Genomic DNA, 12440 nt, shown 5'->3' with positions numbered 1-12440 from the left:
CTCTTTTAATTATTTCGCAATTACAGAAACAACGTTCGACCATTGAGTATAAACAGTCTTTCCGTCTATAGTTCTGTAACCTCTCACTTTGTAATAGTAACGAGTGCCTTTTTTCAGAGATTTTGTGTTCTTATAAGACTTTGCTTTTGTAGTCATCATCTTTGTAAATCCGCTGGATTTTTTAGCGGATCTGTACACCTGATATCCGTCTACTTTATAGCCTGCGCTCTTCTTCCAGGTCAGGGACACCTTTCCTTTTGAGGCAGCTGCTTTCAGATTGGTAATTTTAGTTGCTTTTACGCCTGCAGCGGTCTTGCTCTGCACGGTTACTTTGCAAACCGGCGCCATAATCGGAGCATCTACATCCACAGTCGGGGTTCCCTCTGCACTCCAGTCTGTTGCAGTAGTTGCTACTGTGCCCTTTGCAGAAATTACGTAAGTCTCTCCAACTTCAAACTGTGCCGGATCCATTTTAATGACAGCATTTCCTGCTTCGTCAGTTACAACACCTTCCAGTGCCACAAAGCCTTTATCAGTTACAACACCCAGCTGTGCATTTGCAATAGCCGCTGCATCTCCTCCCAGCATGCCGGAGAAGCCTTTCAGTGTCAGGGAAAGCTCTTCACCTGTGGTGACAGTAGTTTTCTTTTTGCTGAAATAGCTATAGAAGTCAGAATAGAGTTTGTCATCTGCATTGATGGACGCAACGATTCTATCGCCATCCTTTACTTTTGCAGCATCAACTGCCTCTACAAGCCCTACATGATTCACAAAGAATAAAGTATTGGTAGTTTCGATGCCCCAAAGCTTAGCTACAAAAGCACCCCACTCGCCATTTGTCATCTCATAGCCGTCCTTGCAGTATGTCTCATGGAATACTTTCATGACATCATCCACTGTTGCACCTTCTGCAACCTTTACGGCTACATCCGCCATGATTTCGCCGTCTTCTGTTACGGCAACATCACCACGATTGCTGATGGTCACATAAACTGTAGCGTCTTTCTCTGCTGCCCAGGACAGGCAGGTCATCGCTGCTGCTGATGATACTACTAATGTTAAAACCAGCAGCAAAGATACTAATTTTCTTTTCATTCTTTTTTCCTCCTTAAAATATATGTCAATATTTTATAAGCAAATTTATTCCGGCAGTTTGCAGCCTACATCTTCACCCAAATCACAGGTATATGCCCACACGATGGAATCTCCATCTTTCAGCGTATAGGCAGAGCATCCATAATTTGGGAACCAGCCGTTTACTTTGTACATCCAGCCGCTTAAATTACCGCCGTCGAACTCGTAGAGATAGTTGATTCCTTCTATATAGTAAGAACCAAATGCTGGTGTATAAGAAGACTCTACGTGAATTTTCTTATCCCGGCATACTTTGTTCAACACATCAAATACTGTGCTTCCTTCTTTTACAGTCACCTTGGTGGTCGGCAAAATCGTACCGTCAGATGGCACATATGCCTCAAGAGCCGGATTCTCCAGTTTGGATAAATCCTGCGCCAAAGTATCGCAGCGAATTTCGATGGATACGGTAATATTCTTAGATTCTGGTTTATCAGAAGGATTGTCATTGGAAGAATTTCCATTCTTGTTGGAAGAAGAACTGCTGCCTTTCTTATCTCCTGTTTTTCCATCGTTGCTCTCAGCATCCTGCTGTGCCTCTTCTTCCAGTTCCTCGATATCCAGTTTCTTTTTCTTGCCGTCCTTGTGCATTTTCTTTGTGACAATGACGTAATCGCCGCCTTCTGACACGCTGAAAGTCGCCGTCTGACTCTCTTTGGAAAGCTTGGCATCGGAAACATATTCTAAAGTACCCTTTTCTAGGTCAACTTTATAGGCATACGCCTTTGTCTCTTTTTCCAGATACATCGGCGCAGTCACACTAATTTTTCCGCCGAAGCTGCCATCCTGATAGAAAGAGACCACCTGCCCCTGCAGCGAAAGTTCCGCAAGAATCTCAGAAATCTGACTGTAGTATGGTCCTTCTTCCTGTGCAGTCAGGTTCATGGTAACCGGCTTTTTCAGATTTTCTCCTGCAATCACATAAGACAATTCTTTGTCCTTTTTAAAATCAACCGTGTAGTTTTCAGATCTCTTTTCTTTAGCCAGTTTTTCTGCGTCTTCCACAGATACCACATCGCTATTATCAGCCTTTTTAAAAGCCTTGATATCATCTTTTAGCTGTTCGTAGGCATCTTTTTCGGCGTTGTACTCACTGGCCTCATCCTCCGCTACTGCTTTGGCTTTATTTATCTGCTGCGCAAAGGCAAGCAGTGTATATGGAGCATACTGTCCCTCTTCATTTCCAGCATTTACCTTCTGTTCATCGTAAAGACTCTGAGCAGCTGTAATCTGTTCCTGCAGAGAATCACCGTAGTCAGCCTTCTCAACATCCATATCATAAATCAGATACGCTGCGATAGCAATGACGATAATTGCCACTGCCGCTGCCCGGATTCTCTTCATTCTGACTTTCTTTTCAAATTCTTTATCCATACTACTTTACTTTAACCTTCTTTACCGAACTATAGCTTCCGTAAATCTTATTCCCCTTGGCGTCGGTTCTGTAAGCTCTGACTTTAACGTAATAGGTCTTCCCCGATTTCAGACTCTTCACAGTCTTCGACAAGGTGGACTTAGAAGCAGACGCAGTCTTGCTTGCCGTGAATTTGCTGTTTGCTGCGTAAACAATCTGATATCCGCTGGCATTTGTAACCTTTTTCCACTTTACCACAAAGGTCTTTGCTTTAGAAGATTTCAGTGAAGAAATTGTAGCCTTTGCAGGTTTTGTCAGCGGTTTTTCACCATCTGTCATATCGTAAAGGCTGTTCTTTTTGTTTACAAATCTGTCATAGGCCACCAGTCCATAATACCCCTGCTCTGTTGCCATGCCGTTGATAACCGGCTGGTAGCCGCCTGTAGCAGTATTTACATGTCTGAATCCGCCCTGTGCATCGTAGAAGGTCATCAGACCATCAACTGCGCTTTTTCCATTCTTAACAAAACGCGCATCTTTTCCCGGATCAATCCCCAGTGCTGTCATCGCAACAATAGTCTGTACAATGCTTTCAGAGTTTTCAGTTCCCCATGAATCATAGGTACCGTTATCCTTCTGCATATCTGACAAGCATTGCACTGCCTTATCCACAGCTTTCTTTACTTCACTGCGACCAGTATACGGCGCCAGTGCCTGCAGCGCCATAGCTGTAATATCCACATCGGCTTTGGAGCCGGACAGTGCAAAACCACCGTCTGTAAGCTGCTGCCTCAAAATTTCCTGAATCAGTTTATCCCTGGTTGTCTGCACTTCCACGCCTTTTACTTTTGGAATCGTGTAATTCTTAGAATCCAGTGCAATAAGCGCCCAAATTGTGCCATTAATTCCCTGCCACTTAACCTGATTGAAGTCCGCCAGTTTTTCCAGCAGATTATAACCGCCTACATTGCTTGGATCCTTGCCAATAGCACTGAGCGCCAGAATCGTTCTGGAATACTCTGTGTACTTCTTCGCATGAAGAACACCTTTACATTCTTTGACGGTTTTCACCACATCGTTATAGTAATCGCTGAAAAGCTGGTCATTCAAGTTTGCACCAGAACGCGCCAGTCCCAAAATCATCCACTCTGTTCCATAAGTAGCACCCTTTTCAGTCAGCTGCTTTGTAATATAGGTCTTAGTTTTTTCAAGCGCTTCATTGTACGGTGTGTCACTGTCCGCCGCAAAGGCAAAGCTTGTCATTAACGACAAGACCAGACAAAACGCTACAAACAAGGATAGTAGTTTTCTTTTCATAGATTCCTCCTTTATACAACCAAATCTTTCTAATCAGATTCCGCTTTTCTTACTCTTTTGGAGACTCCTGTAGAGTAAGGACCTGGCATCAAATCACTCTGCCAACCTGCGAAAACCATTATTTATATATTCCATACTTTATTTTAATCCGCTCTAATTTCTTTATGATGCTGTTGCCAAACAGAAACACACATAGCGCCGCTGTACTGCCGTGGTACGCATCATAAGGTGCGCCTGAGATGTACAAAAGTCTCATCTGTTCAATAGATAATTCTGCTCCAGGTGCGCCCGCTGATGTTACCAGTGCGCATATATTCATAATCCCTCCGTAAAGGACGAAGGTTGTAACAAAGGTAAATATTGCCAAAGTCACTCCGTCTACAGGCAGCCGCTTTCGCTGCAGCAGCACACCCGCTAAAAGTCCCAGAAAACCGAAGACATAGAGTCTCCATCCGAAAAATGTTCCGTCTGTGCCCGGCCATATCTGATAGCATACATATGCGATCAGTATTCCAAATATCACGCACAGTACTGGTCCCATAATTAGCTTAAAGTGGCGTGATTTCAGCTCATCCAGATCCACCTTGTTAAATGCCAAACCTGCAAGAAAGCCCAGAATGCCCCAGCAAAACATCTGCCACGGTGTCCACGGTCCCTGTCCCATGTAAAAATTGCAGACAAACCGGGATACCGCACCAATGAGGAATCCTGCCTCCGGTCCCAGAGAAATACCTGATATGATAATCATCGCCGTACCGATTTGCAGCGGCAGCGTAATATGGCAAAACAGCTGCAGGCTTACCGTCAGCGCCGACATCATGGCGATAAGAACGATTTCTCTCGCTTTTGGCTTTCGTTTTTCAAAGACCATGAAGAAAGGCAGCATGGTATAAATCAGCAGAATCACGCTGACAATCATAAACTTGCTCTTTCCAAACTGCAGTCCAATGAAAATTGTCAGTGGCATTGCCAGAAAAATCAGCGCTGCCGATACCAGCGTCCGTTTACGATGTGCTGCTTCTACCTGAGTTAAATTGTAGCTTTTAGCCATGCAGCCACCTCCTCACAGGTGATACCGTCCGGCTTCCACTGACGAATAATCTTATTTGCCGTGGTTGTGTAAAAGTTGTTGCCGGAGAAGAAGGTCTTCGGATCACCAATAGATACAATGTCTCCGTCAAAGAACATTGCGCACTTATCCGCATATTCTGCGCAGAACTCTACATCGTGAGAAACCATAAAAATGGTCACGCCGCTTTCCACCAGCTTTCGCAGAATCCCCGCAAGGGTTCTCTTGAAAAAAGGATCAAGCCCCTTAGTCGGCTCATCCAAAAGCAGAATCTTAGGCTCCAGCAGAAGGATTTTGCCAAGTGCCAGCCTCTGCTGTTCTCCACCAGACAAATCGTAAGGATTCGCCTTGCGAAGATGCTCTATTTCCATCAGCTTAAGCATAGCGTTAACATGCTCAATTCTGCTGCTGTCTGACATTTTCATAAAATGCAGGGCTTCCAGCAGTTCCTCTTCCACTGTAATCTCTGTAAAAAGCGCCTGCGGATTCTGTGGAAGCATAGACATGATATCCCTGTCGGTTTTCACCGTGCCCCGCTGCGCCTTTAGCATGCCTGCAATCATTTTCAGGGTCGTACTCTTTCCGGTTCCATTTCCGCCAAGAAGACAATACCACTGATTCTCTTCCACGGAAAGATTCAGACCCCGCAGTACTTCACCGCTTTCTCTGCTGTATTTAAACCAAAGGTCTTTCACCGTGATTACTGCCTTGCCGGAAGACTCTGCCGGCTGCTCTTCTACTGGTGTTGTAACCTCCGGGCTCTTTCCCTCCAGCAGTTCTGCCGCCTTAAGTCTGCCCTCTCTGATGGTCAGCGGGCTCTTCTCATCAGGCAATACACTAGAAAAAATTCTCATCACTGCAGGCAGCCCATAGAACATTGGATGCCTATCCGCTTCTGATTCTCCGGACAGGAATTCTCCAATTTTTCCCGGCTCATCAAAAGCGATAACCTCACCTTTGTCCATAACCATGACTTTGTCTGCCATAGGGAATATCTCCTCAAGGCGATGTTCCGAAATAATAATGGTCGTACCAAGATCTCTGTTAATTTTATATATTGTTGATAAAAATTCTGAAGCCGCAATAGGATCCAGCTGGGAAGTCGGTTCGTCCAGAATCAGAAGCTTCGGCTGCATTGCCATAATGGACGCCAGATTGAGAAGCTGCTTCTGTCCGCCAGACAGTTCGCTTACATTTTTGCGAAACCAGCCCTGAATGTCGAAATAGCTTGCCATTTCTGCCACTTTTCGCTTAATAGTCGCATTGTCCATGCCCAAACTTTCAAGACCAAAGGCAAGCTCGTGCCAAACCTTATCCGTAACAATCTGATTGTCCGGATTCTGCTGTACAAATCCAATTTCCGTTACACTGCGCCGATCATCGAGGTCTGCCACAGGCTCTCCACAGTACAAAACCTGCCCCTGCAGATTGCCGTAGGGAATCAAATTTTTCTTCAGTTGCTTCAAAAGAGTGCTTTTTCCGCAGCCCGACTTGCCGCACAGTACGATAAACTCGCTGGGCTCTATAGCAAAACTTACATCCTTTAAGGCGTTACCTTCCGCTAGAGGATAAGAAAAAGTCACATGTTCAAGTCTAATTGTTTCCATTTATATTCTCCTATGATATCGACAATCATCGGTGCCGCTGATAAAATTGCGTAGCTGATTAAAATCAGCGCTGTTGTCAAATCCAACTGAGGAAAGACCAGTTTCGGATAAAAGTACATGTTGGTAACACCCAGATAAGCCCCATAAAATACCGGACATGCCGTCACTGCCATCAATATCAGCATGGCAATATCTCTTCTCGAAAACTTGAAGAGGTGAAAGCTTGTTCTGCCCTTCAGTCCATAACCTCTGGCTTCCATAGAGTCGGCACTTTCAATAGATGCTTCCAATGACCATGCGATTAAGATGGATACTTCCTTTAAAAGCTGTCTGGCGCGTCTGATTAAATTTCCTTCGGTATGACTGCGTTTCATGCATTTTTGTCCCAGAGTAATTTCCGCAAAGCGGTTTTTGAGCAGGGGGATAAATCTGAAAATCATGGACAGGGTCAGCCCCAGCACTGGTGCAACTTTTCCGAAGAGGTAAATCAGCTTATCCGCTGTAATAATTACGTTGAAACAGGAAAACCACACAACCACGGCAATGAGCATAACTGCAGATGCAATACCGTAAACGATAGACTCGGCTGTAATCCTGTTGGTATTGATATACATCAGCACCGTTTCTCCATTGTTGTTGAAGAACATGTTGATAATTACCATGACAAGAAGCATAGCCAGCGAAATCCCAAGGTTCAGCTTCAGGCTCTTAAAGCCTTTGAGCACGAAGGCATAGCTCCAGGAAAATACCAGGCTCACCGCCAAAAAGTACGGTGAAATAGAAAACATAGTAATACCCACAACCAGTGCAAAATAGGTAATGTTTACAAGGGGGTGAAAGGAACAAAATTCCGCCGTTTCACCAAGTCCTTTATTTTCCATAGCCCACCTCCTGTGATATGAGATTATTTTCCTCAGACAATAAAAAGGCTGTAGCACAAAGGTGCTACAGTCCGTTTTTTCTGTATGTTCTATCTTGCTTAGCCAATAACCGTCAGCCGCTTCAGTACTCCATGCAGGTCTTCTGGCTCAGAAATCATCACACTGCTATCCTTCCCGACGTTTCACCACGAAACGTTAGTGGTTTCTTAGCAGCATTCCTTCAATACAGCGACGGTAACCGCGCAGGACTCACACCTGCTTCCCTCTTAGCTGACAACTTATCAGAACATGAAATAGTTTCATTCAATTGTTTCTAATGATTTATATACAGTATAGCACAGGCGGAAAGCTTTGTACAGTATAAAACTCTGCTTCCAAATCAGTTTACCATTTTTACAAAGTATTTTCTCAAAACATAGCTGGCAGCCCGTTTCTTCTTTCAGTCTATCATCTTCCAAATTTTGTATTGACTAGGGGATTTTTCCATGATAAAATTAGTACAAGGAGAAAAAGGCAAACTTTTACTATTTTGTCATTTTCTCTTTTTTGATTTTGCTGATTTCGTTCAAAGAAAGGGAGAAATATGAAACAAAAATCACAATTACGCCTGACTGATGATCTGGTCTTCTACTTTGTCTATGCGTCCGATACAGATGCATCCCGCCATGCACTGATGGCTATGCTGAATCTGGTTCTGGACCGCAAAGATGATCCCATTACAGAGGTTACCGTTCTAAACAGCGTGCACAAAGGCTTCAAACCGAGCGATAAAGGCACGATTATGGACATCCGCGCCAAAACCCATGATGGAGAGCAGTTCAACGTGGAAATGCAGAATAAAGTACAGGATGGCTTCGAAAACCGTATTCTGCTGTATGGCTGCCGCATGACAAATTCTTCATTGGATTCCGGGGAAAACTATGATAAAATGAAGAAAAACGTAGTCATCTCTTTTGTCAACGGCATACAGTTCAGCCATATTCCGGATTTCCATACCCGGTTTATCATGGCAGAGGACACCTACGGGTACCCTCTGACTGACAAGCTGGAAATTCATTTTCTGGAGTTGGGGAAACTGCAGGCGCAAGATCCTTCGCTGATGAGCCCGTTGGAGCAGTTCTGTTCCTATATAAAATACGTTGGTGATGACCAGAAAGAAGACTATGTTGCAAAACTCTTAGAAACTGATGAGGAGGCAATCCATATGTCCGATCGGGTATACAAAAATGTTACAGACGATGAAGTCTTAGAAGTTCTCTTATGGCATGAGGAGATGGCAAAACACGACCGTACTACGGAACGTGATGCAGCCAGACGAGAAGGTCTCGCAGAAGGTAAAGCAGAAGGTATAGAACAGGGCATCGCCGCCCTTATTTTGGATAATCTGGAAGAAGGAAAGACGCAGGTACAGATTCTCTCTAAGCTGCAAAAGCACTTCTCCCTAACCGAGGATAAAGCACAAGAGTACTATTTAAAATATAGCAAGACGTACTAAGCGTTCCCATCCATAAAGAAATATAGAATGAACAAACCCTGCAAGGCGTATGCCTTACAGGGTTTTCATGTTTAGTATTAAGTTGATGTTTGATTATACTAATTCTACGAACACTACTTCAGCGCAATCGCCTCTTCTAGGTCCCAGCTTCAGAATTCTTGTATATCCACCGTTTCTGTCAGCATACTTTGGTGCAATTTCATCAAACAGCTTGCTTACTACGCTTTCGTCGTAGATGTATGCCAGCGCCTGTCTTCTTGCGTGAAGGTCGCCGCGCTTTGCAAGTGTAATCAGCTTTTCTGCTTCTCTTCTAGCTTCCTTAGCTCTGCAGTCAGTAGTAGAAATTCTACCTTCTCTGAGCAGATCAGTTACCAGATTTCTCAGCATAGCTTTTCTGTGAGCAGTAGGTCTGCCCAGTTTTCTATATCCTGGCATATCAATTCTCCTTTCGTAATGGTTCTCGCCCCAATTTCCAGGGGAAATTGATGGGGAGACCTTATGCTTTTGTGCCCTGCGAACCGCGTGAGCAGCTTGGCACAAGTCGTATCATGGTTTGTGCAAATGATTAATCGTCGCTTGGTTTGAGACCAAGTCCTAATTCTTCTAATTTTGCTTTCACTTCGTCGAGGGACTTCTTACCAAGGTTTCTAACCTTCATCATATCCTCTTCGGTGCGTTCGGTCAACTCTTCAACAGTGTTAATTGCAGCTCTCTTCAAACAGTTGAAGGAACGAACGGAAAGTTCCAATTCATCAATTGTCATTTCCAGCGCTTTTTCTTTCTGGTCTTCTTCTTTTGCGACCATGATTTCCATGCCATCGGTGGAGTCGTCCAGCTGAATGAAGAGATTCAGGTGTTCCTGCATAATCTTCGCTCCTATGGATACGCCTTCCTCCGGTGTGATGGAACCATCTGTCCAAATTTCCAGAATCAATCTGTCAAAGTCAGTGACCTGACCAACTCTTGTGTTCTCTACTGTATAGTTGACTTTTCTAACAGGTGTGTAGATAGAGTCAACTGGAATCACTGAAATCGGTGTGCTTTCTGTCTTGTTCTGGTCAGCAGGTACATAGCCTCTGCCTCTTGCAAGATTGATTTCCATTACAAGTGTAGCATTTTCCTCCAGTGTTGCAATATGCAGCTCAGGATTGAAAATTTCCATTTCGGAATCACCAATAATGTCGGCAGCCGTTACAACTTTTGGACCAACTGCATTGATGATTACCCGCTTTGTATTATCGCCGTTCAGTCTTACAGCAAGTTTCTTTAAGTTTAAGATGATTTCTGTTACGTCTTCTTTGACACCTGGTATCGTTGAAAACTCGTGAAGTATTCCGTCGATTTTTACAGAAGTTACAGCAGCACCCGGAAGCGAACTCAAAAGAATTCTTCTCATGCAGTTTCCCAGTGTTGTACCATAACCTCTTTCAAGAGGTTCTACGACAAATTTGCCGTAAGTACCGTCTTCGTCCACAAACTTAGTGATTGTTGGTTTTTCGATTTCTATCACTAAAAACCCTCCTTCTTATTCCAAGTAATACCGGTTTTATGCCGCTTGTTTACTTGGAGTACAATTCGACGATTAAGTGCTCTGCAACCGGAGTATCGATATCTTCTCTTGTTGGCATAGCAACAACTTTACCTTCTAATTTCTCAACGTCTACTGCCATCCATGAAGGTACAGTGATTGACATTTCTTTGATTTCCTTAAATTTAGGGGAGCTTGTGCTCTTTTCCTTAACTTTAATGACATCACCAGCTTTCAGCTGCATAGATGGAGCTGTAGCTTTCTTGCCGTTTACTGTGAAATGTCCGTGAACAACCAGCTGTCTTGCTTCTTTTCTGGAAGATGCAAAACCTAATCTGTAAACTGCGTTGTCCAGTCTTGTTTCTAATAAGATCAGTAAGTTTTCACCTGTCTTACCCTGTTTTCTAGCAGCTTTATCAAATAAATTTCTAAACTGCTTTTCCTGCATTCCGTAGAATCTCTTAGCTTTCTGCTTTTCGCGGAGCTGCAGTCCATAGTCAGAAGTCTTCTTTCTGGACTGACCGTGCTGACCGGGAGCGTAATTTCTCTTCTCAATTGCGCATTTGCCGCTATAGCATCTTTCACCCTTCAAGAAAAGCTTCTGGCCTTCTCTTCTGCATAATCTGCAGTTAGCGTCTGTATATCTTGCCATGTTATATTACTCCTCCCTTCAATTAGACTCTTCTTCTCTTTGGCGGTCTGCATCCGTTGTGCGGAATCGGTGTGATATCCTTAATCATAGTGATTTCAAGACCAGCTGCCTGCAGTGCTCTGATAGCAGCTTCTCTTCCGGATCCTGGACCCTTTACGTAAACTTCAACTGTTTTTAAGCCGTGTTCCAGTGCACCTTTAGTTGCTTCTTCAGCAGCCATCTGTGCAGCGTATGGAGTAGACTTTCTGGAACCCTTGAAACCCAGGGAACCTGCGCTGGACCAGGAAAGTGCATTTCCGTCCATATCTGTAAGAGTGACTAAAGTATTGTTAAAGGTGGATTGGATATGTGCCTGGCCTTTTTCAATGTTCTTACGTTCTCTTTTCTTTTTTCTAACTACCTTTTTAGCAGTTTTAGCCATTGTTTCCTACCTCCTTCTTATTTCTTCTTTCTGCCTACAGTCTTTTTAGGACCTTTGCGAGTTCTAGCGTTTGTCTTTGTTTTCTGACCTCTAACAGGCAGACCTCTTCTATGTCTGATACCTCTGTAGCTGCCGATTTCCATCAGTCTCTTGATGTTCAGAGAAACCTCTCTTCTAAGGTCACCTTCTACAAGGTATTCTTCATCGATGATCTTTCTGATTTTACCAGCTTCATCTTCAGTCAGGTCTTTTACCCTTGTATCAGGATTTACGCCTGCTTTTTCAAGGATTACATTTGAGGTTTTTCTTCCGATACCGTAAATGTAAGTTAAACCAATTTCTACTCTTTTGTCTCTTGGTAAGTCGACACCGGCTATACGAGCCATACGTTTCCTCCTTCTCCTATCTTCCGTCACCTTCCAGGGGTGATACAGACAGGGGTTCTAATAACAATAAATTTTATCTTCCCTGCGGTCCTGGTCCTCACAGGGGATTTAACGAATTTAATTAACCTTGTCTCTGTTTGTGCTTCGGATTTTCACAGATAACCATTACTCGTCCGTTTCTTTTGATTACTTTGCACTTTTCACAGATTGGTTTTACGGAAGCTCTAACTTTCATTTTAATTCCTCCTCCATATCTATGCGATTTTCTATAATTCCTGAGCGAAGTCGAGGGAATTTCAAACAAGATTTCCTTACAGCGAAGCTGCGAAAGATTTTATCTTGTCTATAATTCCCAGGGCGGAGCCGAGGGAATTATTTATCTCTCCAGATAATTCTTCCGCGAGTCAGGTCATAAGGTGAAAGTTCCACTTTCACTTTATCTCCCGGAAGGATTCTGATATAATTCATTCTGATTTTTCCTGAAATGTGTGCGAGTACTTCAAAACCGTTTTCAAGCTTCACCTTGAACATAGCGTTTGGCTGTGCGTCTACAACGGTTCCCATTGCTTCGATGACGTCTTTTTTCGCCATAAATA

The 12440-nt window shown here is 43.7% G+C and carries 14 protein-coding genes and 1 riboswitch; of the genes, 1 reads left to right on the top strand and 13 read right to left on the bottom strand.

What is annotated here, in order from left to right:
* Nucleotides 1–9: 9 nt before the first annotated feature.
* From NFR88_RS02900 to NFR88_RS02875, 6 genes are all read right to left on the bottom strand, one after another.
* Complete coding sequence (locus NFR88_RS02900; protein WP_251613410.1) at nucleotides 10–1095, bottom strand: fibronectin type III domain-containing protein; 1086 nt, start codon at nucleotides 1093–1095, stop codon at nucleotides 10–12.
* A 45-nt stretch (nucleotides 1096–1140) separates the two neighbouring features.
* On the bottom strand, nucleotides 1141–2508 hold the full coding sequence (locus tag NFR88_RS02895) for a DUF4430 domain-containing protein (protein WP_251613408.1): 1368 nt from the start codon (nucleotides 2506–2508) through the stop codon (nucleotides 1141–1143).
* A 1-nt stretch (nucleotide 2509) separates the two neighbouring features.
* On the bottom strand, nucleotides 2510–3805 hold the full coding sequence (locus NFR88_RS02890; RefSeq protein WP_251613406.1) for a fibronectin type III domain-containing protein: 1296 nt from the start codon (nucleotides 3803–3805) through the stop codon (nucleotides 2510–2512).
* A 118-nt stretch (nucleotides 3806–3923) separates the two neighbouring features.
* A complete protein-coding gene (locus NFR88_RS02885; RefSeq protein ID WP_251613404.1) occupies nucleotides 3924–4856 on the bottom strand; it encodes an ECF transporter S component in 933 nt (310 codons plus the stop codon).
* Nucleotides 4835–6481, bottom strand: coding sequence for an ABC transporter ATP-binding protein (locus NFR88_RS02880; protein ID WP_251613402.1), 1647 nt, complete (start codon nucleotides 6479–6481; stop codon nucleotides 4835–4837). Before NFR88_RS02880 ends, NFR88_RS02885 begins: the two co-directional genes overlap by 22 nt.
* The gene (locus NFR88_RS02875; protein WP_251613400.1) at nucleotides 6454–7362 is read right to left on the bottom strand and encodes an energy-coupling factor transporter transmembrane component T; all 909 of its coding nucleotides are present in this window, start codon (nucleotides 7360–7362) and stop codon (nucleotides 6454–6456) included. Before NFR88_RS02875 ends, NFR88_RS02880 begins: the two co-directional genes overlap by 28 nt.
* Nucleotides 7363–7477: 115 nt before the next feature.
* Nucleotides 7478–7669: riboswitch (cobalamin riboswitch) on the bottom strand.
* Nucleotides 7670–7945: 276 nt separating this feature from the next.
* On the opposite strand from NFR88_RS02875, the gene NFR88_RS02870 reads away from it, so the two are divergent.
* On the top strand, nucleotides 7946–8857 hold the full coding sequence (locus tag NFR88_RS02870) for an Rpn family recombination-promoting nuclease/putative transposase (RefSeq protein ID WP_251613398.1): 912 nt from the start codon (nucleotides 7946–7948) through the stop codon (nucleotides 8855–8857).
* A gap of 93 nt (nucleotides 8858–8950) precedes the next feature.
* On the opposite strand, the gene rplQ is transcribed toward NFR88_RS02870, so the two are convergent.
* The 7 genes from rplQ to infA form a co-directional block, all read right to left on the bottom strand.
* Nucleotides 8951–9292: a 50S ribosomal protein L17 gene (gene rplQ, locus NFR88_RS02865; RefSeq protein ID WP_161908366.1), complete on the bottom strand. Its 342-nt coding sequence runs from the start codon at nucleotides 9290–9292 to the stop codon at nucleotides 8951–8953.
* A 130-nt stretch (nucleotides 9293–9422) separates the two neighbouring features.
* A complete protein-coding gene (locus tag NFR88_RS02860; protein ID WP_160201943.1) occupies nucleotides 9423–10367 on the bottom strand; it encodes a DNA-directed RNA polymerase subunit alpha in 945 nt (314 codons plus the stop codon).
* A gap of 49 nt (nucleotides 10368–10416) precedes the next feature.
* Complete coding sequence (gene rpsD / locus NFR88_RS02855; protein WP_160201944.1) at nucleotides 10417–11037, bottom strand: 30S ribosomal protein S4; 621 nt, start codon at nucleotides 11035–11037, stop codon at nucleotides 10417–10419.
* A 22-nt stretch (nucleotides 11038–11059) separates the two neighbouring features.
* Nucleotides 11060–11458, bottom strand: coding sequence for a 30S ribosomal protein S11 (gene rpsK / locus NFR88_RS02850; protein WP_160201945.1), 399 nt, complete (start codon nucleotides 11456–11458; stop codon nucleotides 11060–11062).
* A gap of 17 nt (nucleotides 11459–11475) precedes the next feature.
* Nucleotides 11476–11844, bottom strand: a complete 369-nt coding sequence (gene rpsM, locus NFR88_RS02845) for a 30S ribosomal protein S13 (protein WP_160201946.1) — start codon at nucleotides 11842–11844, stop codon at nucleotides 11476–11478.
* Between the two features lie 121 nt (nucleotides 11845–11965).
* The gene (gene rpmJ / locus NFR88_RS02840; RefSeq protein WP_050738992.1) at nucleotides 11966–12079 is read right to left on the bottom strand and encodes a 50S ribosomal protein L36; all 114 of its coding nucleotides are present in this window, start codon (nucleotides 12077–12079) and stop codon (nucleotides 11966–11968) included.
* 137 nt (nucleotides 12080–12216) lie between these two features.
* Nucleotides 12217–12435, bottom strand: a complete 219-nt coding sequence (gene infA / locus NFR88_RS02835; protein ID WP_067532786.1) for a translation initiation factor IF-1 — start codon at nucleotides 12433–12435, stop codon at nucleotides 12217–12219.
* Between the last annotated feature and the right edge of the window lie 5 nt (nucleotides 12436–12440).

The organism is Senimuribacter intestinalis (genome assembly GCF_943192965.1).
Taxonomy (GTDB): Bacteria; Bacillota; Clostridia; order Peptostreptococcales; family Anaerovoracaceae; genus Senimuribacter; species Senimuribacter intestinalis.
This window is presented reverse-complemented; position numbering and strand designations above follow the sequence as displayed.

Excerpts from the sequence above, each read along its gene's own strand:
- NFR88_RS02900 (WP_251613410.1), bottom strand. The coding sequence starts at position 1,095 with ATGAAAAGAAAATTAGTATCTTTGCTGCTGGTTTTAACATTAGTAGTA.
- NFR88_RS02895 (WP_251613408.1), bottom strand. The coding sequence starts at position 2,508 with ATGGATAAAGAATTTGAAAAGAAAGTCAGAATGAAGAGAATCCGGGCA.
- NFR88_RS02890 (WP_251613406.1), bottom strand. The coding sequence starts at position 3,805 with ATGAAAAGAAAACTACTATCCTTGTTTGTAGCGTTTTGTCTGGTCTTG.
- NFR88_RS02885 (WP_251613404.1), bottom strand. The coding sequence starts at position 4,856 with ATGGCTAAAAGCTACAATTTAACTCAGGTAGAAGCAGCACATCGTAAA.
- NFR88_RS02880 (WP_251613402.1), bottom strand. The coding sequence starts at position 6,481 with ATGGAAACAATTAGACTTGAACATGTGACTTTTTCTTATCCTCTAGCG.
- NFR88_RS02875 (WP_251613400.1), bottom strand. The coding sequence starts at position 7,362 with ATGGAAAATAAAGGACTTGGTGAAACGGCGGAATTTTGTTCCTTTCAC.
- NFR88_RS02870 (WP_251613398.1), top strand. The coding sequence starts at position 7,946 with ATGAAACAAAAATCACAATTACGCCTGACTGATGATCTGGTCTTCTAC.
- rplQ (WP_161908366.1), bottom strand. The coding sequence starts at position 9,292 with ATGCCAGGATATAGAAAACTGGGCAGACCTACTGCTCACAGAAAAGCT.
- rpsD (WP_160201944.1), bottom strand. The coding sequence starts at position 11,037 with ATGGCAAGATATACAGACGCTAACTGCAGATTATGCAGAAGAGAAGGC.
- rpsK (WP_160201945.1), bottom strand. The coding sequence starts at position 11,458 with ATGGCTAAAACTGCTAAAAAGGTAGTTAGAAAAAAGAAAAGAGAACGT.
- rpsM (WP_160201946.1), bottom strand. The coding sequence starts at position 11,844 with ATGGCTCGTATAGCCGGTGTCGACTTACCAAGAGACAAAAGAGTAGAA.
- rpmJ (WP_050738992.1), bottom strand. The coding sequence starts at position 12,079 with ATGAAAGTTAGAGCTTCCGTAAAACCAATCTGTGAAAAGTGCAAAGTA.
- infA (WP_067532786.1), bottom strand. The coding sequence starts at position 12,435 with ATGGCGAAAAAAGACGTCATCGAAGCAATGGGAACCGTTGTAGACGCA.